The following is a 16,900-nucleotide window of genomic DNA, read 5'->3' as shown; positions in this document are numbered from 1 at the left end:
CCTGACGACCAAACAGGATTGAACCAGCGTGAGCGAGCTGACCCTTATACCGCACGGAAGACGGCCAGGCCGAGGTGCGACTGCGTGCGGAGGGCGGCAGCGCCTGGCTGACCCAGGGGTATATCGCCGAACTGTTCGCCTCCACTAAGCAGAACGTCAACCTTCACGCGAAAAAATGTTTCTGGAATTGATTGGCAGGACTGGCCTGCCCGCCAATCTGTTTTTTTCCACCGGCATCCCGGTGCTGAAGAAATGCAAGAAGCCGGATGATGTGCTGTTCATCAATGCCGCCGAGAATTCCGAAAAAGGAAAGCGCCAGAATAAGCTGCTGCCCGAGCACATCGAAAAGATCATCGACACCTACCAGTTCCGCAAGGAGGAAGAGCGCTACGCCCGCCGCGTGACGATGGAGGAGATCGAGGCCATCGGCTACAACCTGAACATCTCGCGCTACATCAGCACGGCAGAGGCGGAGGAAGAGATCGACTTGCAGGCGGTCAATGCGGAGCTGGTCGCGCTGGAGGCTAAGATCGGGGCGGCCAGGGACAGGCACAATGCCTTCCTCAAGGAACTGGGATTGGCACCTTTGTTATGACTCGGATTGCTGGTCCGAAGTCATAGGAACACCCGTTATTCAGGACAATAAAGTCAGAGTTACTACCTGAGTACCTTTACTACTATCTGTGTGAAGGTAAGGTAGTGCGTGATGTCATGCCTGAAACCAAGGGCATGGTTGGCCAAGTAAACATCTCACTTAGTCAGTGTAGAGACACGATGATTGCCGTTCCTCCGATAGAAGAACAAAAAGAAATCGTCCGCCGCGTCGCGGAGCTGTTCGCCATCGCCGTGCGCATCAAGGCCCAATACCGCGCCGCCCGCGCCCGCGTCGACCGCCTCACCCAAAGCCTGCTCGCCAAGGCCTTCCGCGGCGCACTCGTCCCCCAAGACCCTCAACGACGAACCCGCCGCCGCCCTGCTCGCACGCCTGCGCACCCAACGCAGCGCAGCCCCGCCACCAAACGCGGCCGCCGCAAATCGTAGGATGGGTGGAGCCATGCGCAACCCATCAACACACCCAACCAACCATCCGATGGGTTACGCTATCGCTTCACCCATCCTACAAACTCCCAGCCGCATCGAGGCCCAATACCGCAGCGCCGTCGCACCCAGGAGAACGCCATGCACGATCTGATGCACTCCCTCGATGAGGCCGAACTGGATGAGCTGGACCGTTTCCTGCTCAACCGCGGTTACGACGCGCCGGAGGAAGCGTTCCGGGACGAGCTCAACGAGGGGGTGATCAACATCTCCGAACTCGACGGCTTTCTGACCGCCATCATCAGCGGCCCGCTGCCGGTAATGCCGTCGCAATGGTTGCCCGCCCTGTGGGGTGACGTGCCGCCGCAGTGGAAAACGGAACAGGCGTTTGAACACATCATCGGCCTGGTGATGCGCCACCTGAACGGCATCGCCAATTCGCTGATGGACTCGGCATTCGAGTTCGAGCCGCTGTTCCTGGAGCGGGAGGTGGAAGGGCGGCTGTACACCATCGTCGATGAATGGTGCGTCGGTTACCTGCGCGGGATTGGGTTGGCGCAGGCGCAGTGGCGCGAGGGCGAGGATGAGCTGGCGGAGTACCTTGCGCCGATCCTCCTTTTTGCCGATGAAAAGGGGTGGGAGACGTTGAAGACGCTGTCGGTAGACGAGGTGACCGCATTGCAACAGGAGATCCCGGCGGCAGTACGTGCCATCCACACCTACTGGCTGGAGCGGCGCGACGCATACCGTGAGCGGCCGGTGGTGAGGGGTGAGCCCAAGATAGGACGTAATGATCCCTGTCCCTGCGGTAGCGGCAAGAAGTACAAGCAGTGTTGTCTGCATTGAAGGTGCAGACGATGGCAGCAGATTTCTCCAGGAATAGCTGTTCGTGATGATAAAGGATTAAACAAATGGCTACCCTCATCCCCTCCCTTGGTGCTGCGCGCTTCGATACTCGCGGCGAGTTACGCCTGGCCGAACGGCTGAAGGAGTTTCTGGAGGACAACACCTGGGTGTGGCATAACCTGCCGGTCGGGCCTCTGGGCCGGCACCCGACTTCGTTGTGCTCCATCCGCAGCAGGGCATCGTGGTGCTGGAGGTCAAGGACTGGCGCCTGGAGACCATCGTTCGGGCGGACAAGAAGCAGGTCGAGCTCCTGACCGATCGTGGCACGGTTCCTGTGGAGAGCCCATTTGAGCAGGTGCGTGGCTACATGTTCAATGTGGTGAACATGTTGAAGCGCGACCCGCTCCTGATGATCGACCAGGGGCGTTTCAAGGGTCAGCTGGTGCTGCCCTTTGGTCATGGTGTGGTGTTTACCAACATTACCCGCAGGCAGTTCGCCGAGACCGATCTGCACGAGGTGTTTCCGCCGGATCGCATCATCTTCCGTGATGAAATGGCAGAGGGTGTCGCGCCGGATAATTTCCGCGAGCGGGTGTGGAAAATGGTTTCCCCTCCGCTGGGCGCCGGGCTGAGTTTGCCTCAGTTCGATCGAGTGCGGGCGCTATTGTTTCCGGAGGTGCGCGTCCGGCAAATTGCCTTGCCCTTCGGTGAGCCGGCTGCAGATATATCCCCCGCCGACGACCGCGCCCTGGCGGTGATGGATTTGCAGCAGGAGCTGATTGCCCGCAGCCTGGGTGAAGGCCACCGCATCGTGCGCGGCGTCGCCGGATCGGGAAAGACCCTGATTCTGGCCTTTCGTGCCGAGTACATGGCGCGTGCCACGACTCGACCAGTCTTGGTGCTGTGTTACGCCAACGGCATCGCGGGGCGGCTCGAAAACGCCATGCAGGACCGCGGCGTGGAGGATCGGGTGCATGTTTCCACATTTCATTCCTGGTGCTGGAAAATGCTGCGTACCTATGACATTCCCATGCCCAGTGAACGCGACATACCTGAGTACGACGCGCGCCTCGCGGCAGGTGTTCAGACGGTGGTGGATGCCGTCGACCGTGGCCAAATACCGGCCGGTCAATATGACGCCGTGCTGATCGACGAGGCACACGACTTTGAACCTCAGTGGCTGGCGCTGGCCGCCCGAATGGTCAATCCCAACACCAAGTCGCTCATGATCGTGTATGACGACGCCCAGGCCATCTACAAGGGGCGCAGTCGACCGGTATGGAAGCAGCTGGGTATCGAGGCATCGGGACGCACCACCGTGCTCAAGGTAAATTACCGCAATACCGTGCAAATCTTACGTTTCGCCCGCAAGTTTGCCGCCGATGTGCTGGGTGCACCGGGGATATGTGCCGATGACGAGAACGCCATTCTCCTGCCCGAGGACGGTGGGCGCGAGGGGGTGGAGCCGGAGGTGCGGCAATGCGTGAGTTTTGAAGAAGAAGGCCATGCCATCGCTGAATGGCTGCTGGCACGAAAGAAGGCGGGTTATCTGTGGAGTCATATGGCGGTGCTCTATCCGGAACACCATATCGGCCATCGTTTCGAGAGGCTCCTGACGAAGCAGGATATTCCGGTGGACTTCGCCAAGCACAACCGCAACCGGGTTGACGTCAGCCGGGATGCCGTGCGCCTGCTTTCGATGCACACCGCCAAGGGTCTGGAGTTTCCCTGCGTGGCTATCGGTGGACTGGGAGCGTTGGCATCGGAGGATATCGAAGACGATGTGCGGCTTACCTATGTTGCCATCACCAGGGCCACCCATGAGGCATTTCTGACTTATTCCCATCGGTCGCCCCTGGTGGAGCTTCTTCTGGCCCCCTGAGAGTCAAGAGATCGGCCTTCAAAGGCCGAAACGGCACGCGTTTCTCTATTCTCGAAATAAGAATATTGACGTTGACGCATGAACTGGTCTAATGTCGAGTTATTCATTCTTATTTCAAGAATAGCGAATATGGCCAAAGTCAGTAATCGTCAGCTCGCCCTCAAGCCCCAGGACCTGTACCTATTGCTGGCCTTGTTGAGCCGGGGCGAACGGGGGGGCAGTTACCCGGAGTTGGCCGCGCAGACAGGCCTGGCGGCCTCGGCGGTGCATGCTGCCCTGAAGCGTGCAGCCTCCGCGGGTCTGCTGATGTTTCAGGAACGCCGCCCGGTGGTGCTGAAGGCCCAGTTGCGTGAGTTCTTGCTGCATGGAGCGAAATATGCCTTCCCTCCGGTATGGGGGACGCTGACGCGGGGTGTACCGACCAGTTATGCGACGGCTCCCATCGATGGCGTGATCGCGCCTTCTGCCGATCCGGTGCCGGTGTGGCCCTATGCCGGGGGGGCGGTGCGCGGGATAAGTCTTGCGCCCCTTTATCCGTCGGTGCCTGAGGCGGCCATGCGTGACGCGCGCCTCTATGCCCTGTTGGCCCTGTTCGATGCCTTGCGTTCCGGTCAGGCCCGCGAGCGGAACGCAGCCGTGAAGCTACTGGACGACTATTTCCAATGAGCGCAAAAGATCCGAACGTTGCCATGGTGGAGTTGGTCGCCGCAGCGCTCGGAACTTAGCGGGAGGAGGTGGTTTTTGTTGGTGGCTGTGCTGCGGGGCTGTTGCTGACCGATCCCACGGCGTCCCCGGTACGTGTCACTTACGATGTGGATCTGGTGGTTCAGGTTGCGGCGTTGGCCGGTTATCACCGCATGGAGGCACAGCTTGCACAGCGGGGATTTGCTCGCGATCTGGCGCAGGATGCACCCATTTGCCGCTGGCGCTACAACGATCTCGAAGTCGATCTGATGCCCACTGATCCGGAAATCCTGGGCTTTGCCAATCGCTGGTATCCGGTGGCGATGGAATCAGCTCAGTGGATGGCGTTGCCGAGCGGTATAAACATACGGGTGATCACCGGCCCGGCCTTCATCGCCACCAAATTTGAGGCATTCGATGATCGCGGACGGGGAGATATTCTGGCCAGTCACGACCTGGAAGACATCATCAGCGTGATCGACGGCCGCACGGAACTGGTGGGAGAGGCTGCCACCGCCGCGCCTGAGCTGCGGCACTACCTTGCAAGCCGTTGTCGACAACCCCTGTCTACACCGGGCTTTATGGATTATCTGCCAGGGATGATCGTCGCCGATGAATCGCTGGGGCGCGAGTGGCGCTAATCGTCGCACGATTGCGTCGGCTGGGTGAGCTGAATAATGGATGACGGTATAGAAATGGCCTGATAACCGAAAGCGGAGGCAACCAGGCGTCATGGTCTCTCGCAATTTGCTCAGTTTTTCCGTGCAACGGGATTCGGACGTTTAATTCTCAAGACAATGCCCAGCCGGTAGACGATGCTCTCTTGCGGTTTTGCTAAACTGCTTCGCGTTCAATATCCATCCCTCATCCATGCACTGTTCCCATTATTCCGCCAATCGCTGCCGCTCCTGCTCGTTGCTGGAGCAGCACTATGCCGAGCAGTTGGCGGCGAAGGATGCGCGTTGCCGTGCGTTGCTGGCGGTCCACGTGGATGTGGAGTGGCTACCGCCAGTGGCGAGTGCGGAGGCGGGATTTCGCAACAAGGCGAAGATGGTGGTAAGTGGTACCTCCCAGGAGCCGGTGTTGGGGATCGTCGATGCCGAGGGCCGTGGGGTGTCGCTGGCGGACTGTCCGCTGTATCCGCCGGTGTTGCAGGCGAGCTTCGCGCCGCTGGCGGCGTTCATCCGGCGGGCGCGCATCGAGCCGTACGACATCGCGGCGCGGCGCGGCGAGTTGAAGTATGTGCTGGTGACGCTGGCGGAGCACTCGGGCGAGCTGATGGTGCGCTTCGTGCTGCGCTCGCAGGAGGCGTTGGGGCGCATGCGCAAGTATCTGCCCGAGTTGCAGACGGCGCTGCCGGGCTTGCGCGTGGCGTCGGTGAATCTGCAGCCGGAGCACAAGGCGGTGCTGGAGGGGGAGCAGGAGATCCTGCTCACCGAACAAGGCAGCCTGACCATGCGTCTCAACGGCATCCCGTTGCACCTGCGGCCGAAGAGTTTCTTCCAGACCAATACCGCGTTGGCGGAGGCGCTGTACCGCCAGGGGCGGGCGTGGGTGGAAGAGGCCGGCCCTGCGAGCGTGTGGGATCTGTTCTGTGGCGTCGGCGGCTTTGCCCTGCATGTGGCCGACGGCCGGCGCGTGGTGAGCGGCATCGAGATCAGCGCCGAGGCGATCGCCAGCGCCGAGCAAAGCCGCGACGCACTGGGGCTGACGCGGGTGCACTTTCGCACATTGGATGCCGCCGATTTTGCCGCAGGCCATGCGCAGGCGCCCGAGCTGGTGATCGTCAACCCGCCGCGGCGCGGCATCGGTGCGCAGCTGTGCCGCTTTCTGGAACAGTCGGCGGTGCGCTGGGTGATCTATTCCAGTTGCAATGCCGAGACCCTGGCGCGCGACCTGGCGCTGATGCCGAGCCTGCGCCTGCGCCGGGCGCGGCTGCTGGACATGTTTCCGCACACCGCCCATTACGAGGTGATTAGCCTGCTGGAGCGGTCGCAACCTCTCCGGCACTGATGGTTGTGCTCGCCAGCGTGAACTAACCTTGTGCAAGGGGTAAGTTGCCGGGGGAGTAAGCGATCATGAGCCATAAACACGACCATCTGTTGCAGTCGATCATGCATGGGCCGGTGGGGGGTAATATCCACTGGCGCGAGGTGGAGTCCATGCTGCATCATCTGGGCGCCACCGTCGAGCCGGCGCATGGGGCGCGCATGCGCGTGGTGTTGAACGGGGTAGAGGGATTCCTGAGCAAGCCGCACCATAGCGGCACCTGCGAGAAGAGCGAGATCCGCCATCTGCGTGATTTCTTGATCGCGGCGGGGATCGCCGACGGCTGATGGCTGATGAGTAGACGCCGCACCCTCCCGGCGAACAGCGCCCAAGTGATGCGTTCGCCCATGATGTGGACTACTACCCATAAACAGCGGGACGGGGAAAGAACATGCTGACATGCCGTGAGGTGATGCATCCGACGACCACGTCGTTGTATGCGGACGAGCCCCTGGGCAAGGCCATTGATTTCATCATGGAGCACCACATGGGTCTGGTGCCGGTGGTGGATCGGCAGGAGCGCTTCGTCGGCGTGTTGTCCGGTGATCGTTTAATGCGCGCCTTGCTGCCCAAGCACCTGACCATGGTGCGTGGCCTGGATCGCATGGGGTATCTGCGCGAGTCGCAGGAGGAGCTGCGCGAGCGGCTGGATGAGCTGGCGCAGCATCCCATCAGCGCAGTGATGGAGCCGCGCGCCGAGGTGGTGCATCCCGACACGCCACTCATCGAGGCGCATACCATCCTGTCCGGCACGCAGTTCGTGGTGCCGGTGGTGGACCCGGACAACGGCCGTCTGCTCGGCGCGATCTCCTTCTTCACCATCCTGTCGTTGCTGCGTGGTGAGCCCTGTTGGAGCGACCGTCTGGAGCAGACGACAGGGAAGGGCCACTGATGCAGGCGGTGGAGGGAACGGTACTGTTCGGCCTCGACCCGTTGGGGGCGTCGGCGGGGATCTTCGTCATGGCCTACGCTTTCCTGCTCTCCGAACGCATCCATCGTACGGTGGTGGCGCTGTTGGGCGCGGCGGCGATGGTGATCAGCGGCGTGTTGAACCAGGACCAGGCCATTGCCGGCATCGACTTCAACACCATTGCGCTGCTCGCCGGCATGATGGTGATCATCGCCATCACGCGCCGCACCGGTGTGTTCGAGTTCATTGCCATCTGGGCCGCGAAACGGGCGCGCGCCGAACCCATCGGTATCCTGATCCTGCTGGCGCTGGTCACGGCGGTGTTTTCCGCCTTTCTCGACAATCTGACCACCGTGTTGCTGGTGGTACCGGTGGCGCTGCTCATCGTCGATAAGCTGAAGGTATCGCCCTATCCGTTTCTGTTCAGCCAGATCCTTGCCGCCAACATCGGTGGCACGGCGACGTTGATCGGCGATCCGCCCAACATCCTCATCGGCTCCGCCACCCATCTCAGCTTCAACGACTTTCTGTTGCAGCTCGGCCCCATCGCCTTGTTCCTGCTCGGTCTGGTGCTGCTGGTGTTCTACGGCATCTGGGGCCGTTCCCTGCAGACCACGCCGGAGCTGAAGGCGCGCGTGATGCGCTTCGACGAGCGTGGCAGCCTGCGTGACATGAAGCTGCTGCGGCAGTCGCTGATTGTACTCGGACTGGTGATCTTCGGCTTCGTCGTCGGCGAGCAGTTCGCCATCGCGCCGGGGACCACGGCGATTTCCGGCGCCGCCCTGCTGTTGCTGCTGACGGGTATCGGCGAGGACCGCCGTGGCCAGGCCGAGCAGGTGCGCGAGGCGCTGGAGGAAGTGGAGTGGAGCGCGCTGTTCTTCTTCATTGGCCTGTTCGTCATCGTGCACGGCGTACAGAGCACCGGCCTGCTGGCATATCTCGCGGGGGCGTTGATGGAAGCAACGGGCGGCGATCCGATGATCACGGCATTCACCACCCTGTGGTTGTCGGCACTGGTGTCGGCGGTGATCGACAACATACCCTTTGTCGCCACGATGATTCCCCTGGTGCACAGCATGGAGGCGGGACTGGGCGGCATGGCGGCGGCGGAACCGGTGTGGTGGTCGCTGGCCCTGGGCGCCTGCCTGGGCGGCAACGGCACGCTGATCGGTGCGGCGGCGAATGTGATGGTGGCGGGTCTGGCGGAGCGCTCCGGCACGCCGATCAGTTTCATGCGCTTTCTGCTCATCGGCATGCCGCTGATGCTCGCCAGCGTGGCGCTGGCCAATGTGTACATCTATCTGCGCCACTTCTATTGATTAGGGAAGCTCTGAACTTATTCAGAGTTTCCTTAGCTCCTTTGCGCTTCTGTTTCGGCGCCGCCTTGGGTACTCTATTCACCTGCTTAAACTGCGTGAATGGGCGGTGCTCCCGCTGCACCTGCACTCGCTTCTTTCTCTTTCAGGAACGGATATCCTCACCATGTATGACGGTCACGACAACTACGCCGAGATAGCGCGCAAGGAGGTCGCGGCCGGCGCTGCTGCGCCCCTGGTAGAAGACAATCTACACCTCCCGCAAATCGCCTGGACGCTCGTGTCCAAGCTGCAACTGCTCATTGCCTTGGGCGTGGGCGTGCTCTCTTTCTACCGCGCTCTGGTCTGGATCGGCAAAAATGTGCGGGGGGAGTTGGGTTTTGCCGGTGTGGGCGTGTTGCTGGCGGTTATGTTCCTGGGGCTGATCTGCGCCATGGTATTCCATTTCGCCACGGGGATGATTCTGCGCCGTCTGCCGCGCTGGAAGACGCTGGCGGCGATCTACGGTGTGGCGCTGCTCGCCATCTGGGTGGGGCTCGGTGTGCCCATCCAGCAAGGCATGGCGGCCAATGCGGAGAAGAAACGGCTGGCGATGGAGCGCCTGCGCCAGGCCCGTCCGCCTGTCGACGGCGGGGTGGCGCACCGGCATCAGCAATGGCAGGGGCGCCTGCACCGCAAAGGGGCGCACGGTGCGCCCGGGGTCGAGCCGCCGATGCTGACCGTGAAGGATGAGGGCGCCACGGTGTTGATCGGCCACAACGAGACGCGCCCGCTGCATGTGGCCTTGGCCAGGGTACGGCCGTCGGACGCCGTTGCCGAAGTCTGGGAGGGTTGTCGTATGGTGCTGGTGGCGCCGGACCGACATTTTCTCGAGAACTGGGCCGGTCAGCGGCGTATGTCCTATCGTGTCGAGCCGGGCACGATGATGCTGTTCGAACTGCATCCCGACTGCGCTGCGGACTATGCGGACGCAGCAATTGAATATCGTGTCGGCGTGTATGCCGACAACGACGGCTGGTGGTCGGACTCTGCGCTGGCCGTGCCGTTACCGGCCTATCAGTTGGAGCACGGGGCAGAGGACTGACATCATGGCGTCACGCAAGTTTGGCCGACAACCGTACGCCGGGGCGGCGCCCTATGTGGCGGTGCCTGCCCTTCTGCTGATGGAAAGCCCGACGCTGCGCCTGTGGGGGTTTGCCGCAGTCGGCTTTTTCAGCCTGTTCCTGTGGCTGGCCGCCTTGCAGCGCTGGCGGCTGGCGCGCGACACGCCGACGTCAAAGATCCGCAGCGCTGCCCAGGGCTATGTGGAACTGGTGGGCACGGTGGAGCCGGTTGATAGCGAACCGTTGCTGGACCCGATTCAGCGCCAGCCCTGTGTATGGTTTCGGGTCGAAACCTTCCCGGTGGAGCGGGGCAGCAGCTCCGGTGTCGGATGGATATCCATCAAATCGGCCGAGAGCTCGCGTCCGTTTCTGTTGCGCGACGAAACGGGCAGCTGTCAGGTGCTTCCGCAGGAGGCGGAATTTTTGGTCGGTGCGCCGGTGCGCGTAGCGGACGGCAAGGATATCGAACACCGCGTCAGGCGTATCCGCGCGGGCGACAGGCTGTATGTGGTCGGAGAGTTCCAGACCAAGACCCGGCCGCGTGACGCCGCCACATCAAGCGACGCGGGCGCGGCCGTGCGTGCGGTCCGGCAACGGGCCGACGAGATCCTGCGGCAGTGGCAGGCCGACCCGGAGACGGTGCGCGCAAGATTTGGCGGTGGCGGAGACGGCACGCTCGACGAGGCGGCGCAGAAACGTATGGAAGAGGCCGCCCTGCGCGAGGCGCGCACGGCCTTCGAGCGGGAGCGCCGCGTCAACCTGGTCGAAGTGCACACCATGAGCGCGCCAGAAAGCGGCCGCCCCTATGTCATAGCCAATCACAGCCCCAGTACTGTTGAGTCGCACTACCGGATTATGTCCTGGGTCCACTTGGCCTTTGTGCTGGTCGGACTCGGTGCGGCCGCCTGGCTCGTGGTGGCGTAGTGCTTCAATAAAACCCCAGCTCCTGCGCGATGGATGACAGCAGGGCGCGGCCGCCGTCGAGACTGTTGTACATGCCATGGCGATGGTCGATCCACCACTTGGCGTCGACCTGGTTCTCCAGGTAGTCGATGGCCTTGTGGATGCCCTGCTGCATCATGTGCCAGTGGTCCGGGTCTTCCTCCTCGGCCTGCGCGCTGACCTGTTCCATCCATTTCACCACCTTGTCGATGGCGCCGAAGGCGTTGAGGCGCACGGTCTCGGCCCAGGCCACCTGTTTGTCGGAACCCTCCAGCGGCGGCAAGCCGCGCTGCTGCGCCTGGTAGCGTGCCTGCTCGCTCTTGTGCCGCTGTTCCTTGCGCTGTTCCTCCACCTGGCACAGGCGGCAACTGCCTTCGCCGAGTTGCTGGATGCGATCGGTCCAGGTGAAATCGTCGTCACCGTAAAATGGATACAGCACGGTGTGGCCGCAGGCGTGGTGAACGATCTTCAGCTCGAACAGCTCGCGCGTCTCGCCGTTGCCCTGGTTGTGGCCGATGAGGGTGCAGGGAATGTTCTGTTCGGTGCACCAGCGGGCAAAGTCGAGATGGGTGTCGGATTCGTAGATGCGGCGGATCGTTGCGTCCGGGTAGTGTTGCGTGATAACTGCTGACTTGAAGTCCGCCGCCGGTTTGAAATCATTGGCCGGGCGCATCCACAGGCCGTCGTAGCCGATCTGCCAGCGGCGCAGCCAGGCCAGGGTCTGTTCGCGCACCGCGGCGCTGCGGCCGGTGAGCAGGATCACCGGGATGCCTTCGGCGCGCGCCTGATTGAGGCGATCGATGAGCGGCAGGTTGGGCATGTCGTCGCCGCAGGCCGCCAGGAAACGATCCCAGTGTTTCACGCCGTCCTCGTTGTAGAGGTGGTGCAGGCGGTGCTCGATGAGGGCGAGCACGCCGTCGAGGCCGCAGATGACGATTTCGTTGGGTTCCGGCATGGGGCGTATTGTGCCGCAGAAGCACGGCAGAGAGCTGTGTCGTGGGCACGAAGTGTATTACACCTCCCCCACGCATGTGGGGGAGGTGGGGAGGGGGTGTTAAGAAGGGTGCCGACCCTTATCCCCCCTCCCGGCCTCCCCCCGCGCGCGGGGGGAGGAGAAAATCTGAGATGGAATTTCTGCACATTGGGGACAAGAGGAAACCTGAAAGGGCTCTTCTCGCATGCGAGGGGCACAAAGGAGGCCATGTGCTACCGCGGGAAAGAAGAAAAGCGGGTAACGCTACAGCAGATCGCGCAGCCGGTAATACAGCATGCCCAATACCAGCGCCGGGGTGCGCAGTAGTTCGCCGCCGGGGAAGCGGTGATGGCGCAGGCGGCCGAACAGGTCGTAGCGTTCGGCCTGGCCGGCGACGGCCTCGGCCACCAGTTTGCCGGCCATGCCGGCGAGGGCCACGCCGTGGCCGGAGAAGCCTTGCAGGTAGTAGACGTTGTCACCGAGGCGGCCGAAGTCGGGGGCCTGGTTCATGGTGATGTCGCAGAAGCCGCCCCAGACGTAGGGCACCTCCAGTCCAGCCAGTTGCGGGAATACCTTCACCATGCGCCGGCGCATCTTTTCCTTCAGGTTGAGCGGTGTTGCCGTGGTGTAGCTTTCACCGCCGCCGAACAACAGGCGGTTGTCGGCGGTGACGCGGAAATAGTCCAGCACCAGGTTGGTGTCGAAGGCAGCCGAGCGGTGGCGGATGAGGTTTTGCGCCTGCTCCGCCGGCATGGGGGCGGTGGTGATGATGTAGGTGCCCACCGGCATGATGCGCGCCGACAACTCCGGCGCGATATGTGCGGCGAATTCGGACAGGTACACATTGCCGGCCAGCACCACGTAGCGGCAGGCCACTTCGCCCTGTGCGGTTTTCACTCGCGGCTGTGCGCCGCGCACGAGGGTAGTGGCGGCGGAGTGTTCATATATCCGCACGCCGGCCCGTTGTGCCGCGGCGGCCAGGCCGAGGCAGTATTTGAGCGGGTGCAGGTGGCCGGACAGGGTATCGAAGGCGCCGGCGTGGAAGTGGTCGCTGGCGATCCAGGCGTCCAGTTCGGCGCGGGGGATGGCTTGCAGTTGATAGTCGTAGCGCTGCGCCATGTGCTGCACCCAGCGCTCCAGCCCGCGGGCCTTGCGCCGGCCGATGGCGAGACTGAGGTGGCCGGCGGTGTATTCGCAGTCGATGTCGTTTCTGGCAATGGTGTCGCGCAGCCAGTGCAGGCCCTCGACGGAGATGTCCCAGGCATGCCGGGCCTCGTCGCGCGACAGTTGCACCTCGATGGCCTCCAGCCCGGCAACCCCATAACCCGTTAGCACCTGGCCGCCGTTGCGTCCCGAGGCGCCCCAGCCGAGCCGGCGCGCCTCCAGCAGGGTGACGCGGTAGCCGCGCTGTGCCAGCTCCAGTGCGGCCGCCAGGCCGGCATAGCCACCTCCCACCACGCAGACATCCGCCTCGGTGCTCCCCTGCAGCGGCGCGGTGGCAGCCGGGCGCGTGAGGCTGGCCTCGTAGTAGGAGTTGCGAGTGAGAACGGCTTCTTTGTCGAGGATGCCCATGATGGTCGGGGTGGTTGCGGGGGTGGGGCCGCCAGCAAAACTTAGGATGAAAAGCGGCCGGCTGGCAACGGGCCGGGTATCCGGCACGACATTATTTTGCGCCCGGCGCGCTACACTGTGCACCTTTCCCATACAGGTTACACCCATGGCCATCACCGCCACCGTCTTCAAGGCCGACCTGCAGATCGCGGATATGGACCGCGGCTACTACGCCGACCACAGCCTGACCCTGGCCCGTCATCCCTCGGAGACCGATGAGCGCATGATGGTGCGTCTGCTGGCCTTTGCGCTGCACGCCAGCGAGGGGCTGCACTTCACCAAGGGCCTGTGCGCCGAGGATGAGCCGGAGCTGTGGGAGCGCAGCCTGACCGACGAGATCCTGTTGTGGATCGATGTGGGTCTGCCCGACGAGCGGCGCCTGCGCAAGGCGAGCAACCGTGCGCGCGAGGTGGTGCTGTATGCCTATGGCGGCCGTACCGCCGAACAGTGGTGGGAGCGCACCGCGCCGGAGCTGCGCCGCTTCGACAAGCTGCGGGTATTCAGCCTGCCGCAGGAGGCGACGCGGGCCCTGGCCGGACTGGTCAGCCGCACCATGCGCCTGCAATGCACCATCCAGGAAGGGCAGGTGTGGCTGGGTGACGGCACAACCAGCGTGCTCATCGAGCCGCAGTGCTGGCAGGGCGCGTGAGCCGCTTCGCCGCCATCGACTTCGAGACCGCCACCTACAGCGGCGACAGCGCCTGCGCGCTGGCGGCGACCATTGTCGAGGATGGCGTCATCGTGCAGCAGTTGTATGAGCTGATCCGGCCGCCGACACGGCTGTTTTCCTTCACCCATATCCACGGCCTGCGCTGGAGCGATGTGCAGGATGCGCCGGATTTTGCCGCGGTGTGGGAGATCTTCGCGCCGGCGTTGCGCGAGGTGGAGTTTCTCGCCGCCCACAACGCGCCCTTCGACAAGGGCGTGCTTCATGCCTGTTGCGCCCGCTACGGGCTGGCCGTGCCGCCGCAGCCCTTTGTCTGCACCGTGCAGCTGGCGCGCGCGCAGTGGGACATCCGCCCCACCAAATTGCCCGATGTGTGCCGCCACCTCGGTATCGAACTCACTCATCACCAGGCCGACTCCGACGCCGCCGCCTGCGCGCGCATCGTCATCGCCGCGGAACAGGAGGGGTGGCGCCGCCGGCCTTGAGATCAGGCGCCGATGAGGCGGTCGTAGATGAGGAAGCCGGCGACGTAAGTGCCGATGGCGGAGCCGAGGCTGGCGAGGAAGAACACCAGCAGGGTGCGCGATACGCGGTTGCGCCACCAGCCGCGCCAGTGGGTGACGTCGTGGCGCAGGTTGTTGAAGTCGGCCACGCGCGGTTTCCGGAAGTACAACTCCACCGCGCCCGCCACCATGCCGGCGCCGATCATCGGGTTGAGCGAGGTCCACGGCGCGGCGAGAAAGGCGGTGAGCACGGTGACGGGATGCCCGGTGGCGATGAGCGCGCCCAGCGCCGACAGTGTGCCGTTGATCAGCAGCCAGTCCCACACCATGGCCCAGCCCAGCTCCGGGCTGCGGGAAAAGCCGATGACGAAGCCGGCGAGGATAACGGCAACGATCAGCCAGGGGATGGCCTTGGGCCAGCGTGATGCCGGTGGCCGCGCCTCCAGCCGCTGCACCGTGGCCTTGGGGTTGGTACAGGTCGTCGCGTCGTCCAGGTGCGTGGCGATGCCTTTGAGATGGCCGGCGCCGATCACCGCCAGGATGTTCTTGTGGCCGCTGGCCTGCGCCTCCTCGCACAGCCGCGCCGCCATGTATTCGTCGCGCTCGGCGATGAGCGGCCGATACAGCACGGTGTTGCGATCGGCGAATTCGGCGAAGGTGGTCTCCAGCAGGTCGCCTTCCTTCAGCCGCTCGATCTCCTGCGCGCTCACCTGTTCCCGCGACAGCACGCTGCCGAGCAGGCCGCCGAGGATGCCGAGGCGCTGCCACCAGGGCACGTTGCGGTAGACACGGCGCAGGGTGGTGCCGACGTCGCGGTCGATGAGCAGCACCGGCAGGCCGCGCGCCAGGGCGCCCTCCAGCGCCGCCTGCATCTCCTCGCCGGGCCGCACGTTGAACTGTTCAGCCAGGCGCTGCTGATAGGCGCCGAGGGCCAGGCTCGCCGCCATCATGGAGGCGCGGCCCTGGCGGAATACCTGGTACAGATCGGTCTGGCCCCACACGTCGGGATTGACCAGGGCCTGGTGGCGCGCCGGGCACAGCTCCACCGCCACCGCGTCAAAGGCGCCGGTTTCCAGCAGCGCCGCCACGTCGTCGGCGCTGGCGCGCGAGACGTGGGCGGTGCCGAGCAGGGTGTAGGTGGTGCCGTCGCGGGCTATGCGGCGCAATGGGCCGCTGGTGCGGATCGTATCTTCGGACATGTATGGCGTTCGTTGGTCGCGGAGCGGTGATTATCCGCGCAAGCGCGGGGAGATTCAAAAGCAGGATTGAAAACCGGCGGGGTCACACGCATGCTTGCAGTGAACTGTTGCAGCTGAGTGCAGCCATGTTACTTGCCATCATCGGCCTTCTGATCCTCGCCCTGACCCTGCTGCCCGCCTTGTGGGCCAAGGCGGTGCTGCGCCGTTACAGCGGGGTGCGCGGCGACTATCCCGGCAGCGGCGGCGAGTTGGCACGCCATCTGCTCGATCGCCACGGCCTGCAACAGGTGACGGTGGAAACCACTGCGCAGGGCGATCACTACGACCCGCTGGCCAAGGTGGTGCGCCTGGCGCCGGAGCATTACGACGGCCGCTCGCTCACCGCCGTGACGGTGGCGGCCCACGAAGTCGGCCACGCCTTGCAGGATCACAGCGGTTACGCTCCGCTGGCCTGGCGCACGCGCCTGGTGCGTATCGCCCAGGGCGCGGAGAAGGCCGGCGCGGCGCTGATGCTGGCGCTGCCGGTGCTCACCGTGCTGACGCGCGCACCCTCCGCCGGGCTGGTGATGTTGCTCGCCGGCCTGGCCTCCTTCGGCACCGCCATCCTGGTGCACCTCATCACCCTGCCGGTGGAACTGGACGCCAGTTACCGCCGCGCCCTGCCGCTGCTGGCCAGCGGTTATCTGCCACGCAACGACCTGCGCCCGGCGCGGCAGATCCTCACCGCCTGCGCCTTCACCTACGTCGCCGCCTCGTTGTTCAGCGTGCTGAATCTGTGGCGCTGGCTGGCGATCCTGCGGCGCTGAACCGTCTCTTCCCCTACGTCAGTGGGGATGGTCGGAAGGAGGCGGGTCGGATTTCTGCAACCGCTTGAGAAACACCCGCATCTCCTTCGCTGCCTGGATATCGCCCTTTTCCTCCGCAATGCCGATGCCGGCCTCATAGGCGGCGATGGCCTCGTCGTTGCGGCCGGCGGCGGCGAGCGCCTTGCCCAGCAGCTTGTGGCTGGCAGAATGCGCCGGGTCATGGCGCAGGGCGGCGCGCAGGTGCTCGATGGCGCGCTCGTGGTCGCCTTGCTTGAGCCAGGCGCTGCCGAGGCCAAAGCGCAGCATCAGGTTGTCCTGGCCGGTGGCGAGGAGTTTTTCGAGGGGGGTCGGGTCCATGCCAGTGACATGGG

Annotated in this window: 18 protein-coding genes and 1 pseudogene; 15 read left to right on the top strand and 4 right to left on the bottom strand. The window is 63.9% G+C overall.

Going from position 1 to position 16,900, the window contains the following annotated elements; translation table 11 throughout:
• Nucleotides 1-202: 202 nt before the first annotated feature.
• From ACMV8A_RS04840 to ACMV8A_RS04785, 12 genes and pseudogenes are all read left to right on the top strand, one after another.
• Nucleotides 203-595, top strand: a pseudogene (locus ACMV8A_RS04840) (N-6 DNA methylase); the annotation flags it as partial.
• 104 nt (nucleotides 596-699) lie between these two features.
• On the top strand, nucleotides 700-1,041 hold the full coding sequence (locus ACMV8A_RS04835) for a hypothetical protein (RefSeq protein WP_495324618.1): 342 nt from the start codon (nucleotides 700-702) through the stop codon (nucleotides 1,039-1,041).
• Nucleotides 1,042-1,179: 138 nt separating this feature from the next.
• Nucleotides 1,180-1,884, top strand: a complete 705-nt coding sequence (locus ACMV8A_RS04830; RefSeq protein WP_495324617.1) for a UPF0149 family protein — start codon at nucleotides 1,180-1,182, stop codon at nucleotides 1,882-1,884.
• 241 nt (nucleotides 1,885-2,125) lie between these two features.
• Nucleotides 2,126-3,766: a DEAD/DEAH box helicase gene (locus tag ACMV8A_RS04825; RefSeq protein WP_495324616.1), complete on the top strand. Its 1,641-nt coding sequence runs from the start codon at nucleotides 2,126-2,128 to the stop codon at nucleotides 3,764-3,766.
• A gap of 129 nt (nucleotides 3,767-3,895) precedes the next feature.
• Nucleotides 3,896-4,432, top strand: a complete 537-nt coding sequence (locus tag ACMV8A_RS04820) for a hypothetical protein (RefSeq protein WP_495324615.1) — start codon at nucleotides 3,896-3,898, stop codon at nucleotides 4,430-4,432.
• A gap of 101 nt (nucleotides 4,433-4,533) precedes the next feature.
• Nucleotides 4,534-5,091, top strand: a complete 558-nt coding sequence (locus ACMV8A_RS04815) for a hypothetical protein (protein ID WP_495324614.1) — start codon at nucleotides 4,534-4,536, stop codon at nucleotides 5,089-5,091.
• 229 nt (nucleotides 5,092-5,320) lie between these two features.
• Nucleotides 5,321-6,463 (top strand): 23S rRNA (uracil(747)-C(5))-methyltransferase RlmC, encoded by a 1,143-nt coding sequence (rlmC, locus tag ACMV8A_RS04810; RefSeq protein ID WP_495324613.1) that lies wholly within the window; start codon nucleotides 5,321-5,323, stop codon nucleotides 6,461-6,463.
• Between the two features lie 65 nt (nucleotides 6,464-6,528).
• Nucleotides 6,529-6,786, top strand: coding sequence for a type II toxin-antitoxin system HicA family toxin (locus ACMV8A_RS04805; protein WP_495324612.1), 258 nt, complete (start codon nucleotides 6,529-6,531; stop codon nucleotides 6,784-6,786).
• A 104-nt stretch (nucleotides 6,787-6,890) separates the two neighbouring features.
• On the top strand, nucleotides 6,891-7,391 hold the full coding sequence (locus ACMV8A_RS04800; RefSeq protein WP_495324611.1) for a CBS domain-containing protein: 501 nt from the start codon (nucleotides 6,891-6,893) through the stop codon (nucleotides 7,389-7,391).
• Nucleotides 7,391-8,728, top strand: a complete 1,338-nt coding sequence (locus ACMV8A_RS04795; RefSeq protein WP_495324610.1) for an ArsB/NhaD family transporter — start codon at nucleotides 7,391-7,393, stop codon at nucleotides 8,726-8,728. Before ACMV8A_RS04800 ends, ACMV8A_RS04795 begins: the two co-directional genes overlap by 1 nt.
• Nucleotides 8,729-8,891: 163 nt before the next feature.
• Complete coding sequence (locus tag ACMV8A_RS04790) at nucleotides 8,892-9,809, top strand: hypothetical protein (protein WP_495324609.1); 918 nt, start codon at nucleotides 8,892-8,894, stop codon at nucleotides 9,807-9,809.
• A gap of 4 nt (nucleotides 9,810-9,813) precedes the next feature.
• The gene (locus tag ACMV8A_RS04785; RefSeq protein WP_495324608.1) at nucleotides 9,814-10,752 is read left to right on the top strand and encodes a hypothetical protein; all 939 of its coding nucleotides are present in this window, start codon (nucleotides 9,814-9,816) and stop codon (nucleotides 10,750-10,752) included.
• A gap of 4 nt (nucleotides 10,753-10,756) precedes the next feature.
• Here the strand turns inward: ACMV8A_RS04785 and ACMV8A_RS04780 are convergent, their stop codons facing one another.
• Together ACMV8A_RS04780 and ACMV8A_RS04775 are read right to left on the bottom strand one after the other, a co-directional pair.
• Nucleotides 10,757-11,725: a phosphatase domain-containing protein gene (locus ACMV8A_RS04780; RefSeq protein ID WP_495324607.1), complete on the bottom strand. Its 969-nt coding sequence runs from the start codon at nucleotides 11,723-11,725 to the stop codon at nucleotides 10,757-10,759.
• A gap of 282 nt (nucleotides 11,726-12,007) precedes the next feature.
• Nucleotides 12,008-13,315 carry an NAD(P)/FAD-dependent oxidoreductase gene (locus tag ACMV8A_RS04775; protein ID WP_495324606.1) on the bottom strand — a complete coding sequence of 436 codons (1,308 nt, stop codon included), beginning with the start codon at nucleotides 13,313-13,315 and terminating at the stop codon, nucleotides 12,008-12,010.
• A 145-nt stretch (nucleotides 13,316-13,460) separates the two neighbouring features.
• Between ACMV8A_RS04775 and ACMV8A_RS04770 the strand changes: the two genes are divergently transcribed.
• The gene (locus ACMV8A_RS04770) at nucleotides 13,461-14,003 is read left to right on the top strand and encodes a YaeQ family protein (RefSeq protein WP_495324605.1); all 543 of its coding nucleotides are present in this window, start codon (nucleotides 13,461-13,463) and stop codon (nucleotides 14,001-14,003) included.
• Nucleotides 14,000-14,506, top strand: coding sequence for a 3'-5' exonuclease (locus ACMV8A_RS04765; RefSeq protein ID WP_495324604.1), 507 nt, complete (start codon nucleotides 14,000-14,002; stop codon nucleotides 14,504-14,506). Before ACMV8A_RS04770 ends, ACMV8A_RS04765 begins: the two co-directional genes overlap by 4 nt.
• Before the next feature lie 2 nt (nucleotides 14,507-14,508).
• On the opposite strand, the gene ACMV8A_RS04760 is transcribed toward ACMV8A_RS04765, so the two are convergent.
• Nucleotides 14,509-15,723, bottom strand: coding sequence for a TraB/GumN family protein (locus ACMV8A_RS04760; RefSeq protein ID WP_495324603.1), 1,215 nt, complete (start codon nucleotides 15,721-15,723; stop codon nucleotides 14,509-14,511).
• A gap of 125 nt (nucleotides 15,724-15,848) precedes the next feature.
• Here ACMV8A_RS04760 and ACMV8A_RS04755 point away from each other — a divergent pair, with 125 nt between their 5' ends.
• The gene (locus tag ACMV8A_RS04755) at nucleotides 15,849-16,529 is read left to right on the top strand and encodes a zinc metallopeptidase (RefSeq protein ID WP_495324602.1); all 681 of its coding nucleotides are present in this window, start codon (nucleotides 15,849-15,851) and stop codon (nucleotides 16,527-16,529) included.
• 18 nt (nucleotides 16,530-16,547) lie between these two features.
• Here the strand turns inward: ACMV8A_RS04755 and ACMV8A_RS04750 are convergent, their stop codons facing one another.
• Complete coding sequence (locus ACMV8A_RS04750; protein WP_495324601.1) at nucleotides 16,548-16,886, bottom strand: tetratricopeptide repeat protein; 339 nt, start codon at nucleotides 16,884-16,886, stop codon at nucleotides 16,548-16,550.
• Nucleotides 16,887-16,900: the final 14 nt, after the last annotated feature.

The sequence above is a fragment of the Sulfurivermis sp. genome, from assembly GCF_059410345.1.
This window is presented reverse-complemented; position numbering and strand designations above follow the sequence as displayed.

What these genes read in the sequence shown, in the direction of transcription:
- ACMV8A_RS04820 (WP_495324615.1), top strand. Translation starts at nt 3,896, where the DNA reads ATGGCCAAAGTCAGTAATCGTCAGCTCGCCCTCAAGCCCCAGGACCTG.
- rlmC (WP_495324613.1), top strand. Translation starts at nt 5,321, where the DNA reads ATGCACTGTTCCCATTATTCCGCCAATCGCTGCCGCTCCTGCTCGTTG.
- ACMV8A_RS04785 (WP_495324608.1), top strand. Translation starts at nt 9,814, where the DNA reads ATGGCGTCACGCAAGTTTGGCCGACAACCGTACGCCGGGGCGGCGCCC.
- ACMV8A_RS04805 (WP_495324612.1), top strand. Translation starts at nt 6,529, where the DNA reads ATGAGCCATAAACACGACCATCTGTTGCAGTCGATCATGCATGGGCCG.
- ACMV8A_RS04750 (WP_495324601.1), bottom strand. Translation starts at nt 16,886, where the DNA reads ATGGACCCGACCCCCCTCGAAAAACTCCTCGCCACCGGCCAGGACAAC.
- ACMV8A_RS04830 (WP_495324617.1), top strand. Translation starts at nt 1,180, where the DNA reads ATGCACGATCTGATGCACTCCCTCGATGAGGCCGAACTGGATGAGCTG.
- ACMV8A_RS04775 (WP_495324606.1), bottom strand. Translation starts at nt 13,315, where the DNA reads ATGGGCATCCTCGACAAAGAAGCCGTTCTCACTCGCAACTCCTACTAC.
- ACMV8A_RS04770 (WP_495324605.1), top strand. Translation starts at nt 13,461, where the DNA reads ATGGCCATCACCGCCACCGTCTTCAAGGCCGACCTGCAGATCGCGGAT.
- ACMV8A_RS04780 (WP_495324607.1), bottom strand. Translation starts at nt 11,725, where the DNA reads ATGCCGGAACCCAACGAAATCGTCATCTGCGGCCTCGACGGCGTGCTC.
- ACMV8A_RS04760 (WP_495324603.1), bottom strand. Translation starts at nt 15,723, where the DNA reads ATGTCCGAAGATACGATCCGCACCAGCGGCCCATTGCGCCGCATAGCC.
- ACMV8A_RS04755 (WP_495324602.1), top strand. Translation starts at nt 15,849, where the DNA reads ATGTTACTTGCCATCATCGGCCTTCTGATCCTCGCCCTGACCCTGCTG.
- ACMV8A_RS04800 (WP_495324611.1), top strand. Translation starts at nt 6,891, where the DNA reads ATGCTGACATGCCGTGAGGTGATGCATCCGACGACCACGTCGTTGTAT.
- ACMV8A_RS04790 (WP_495324609.1), top strand. Translation starts at nt 8,892, where the DNA reads ATGTATGACGGTCACGACAACTACGCCGAGATAGCGCGCAAGGAGGTC.
- ACMV8A_RS04795 (WP_495324610.1), top strand. Translation starts at nt 7,391, where the DNA reads ATGCAGGCGGTGGAGGGAACGGTACTGTTCGGCCTCGACCCGTTGGGG.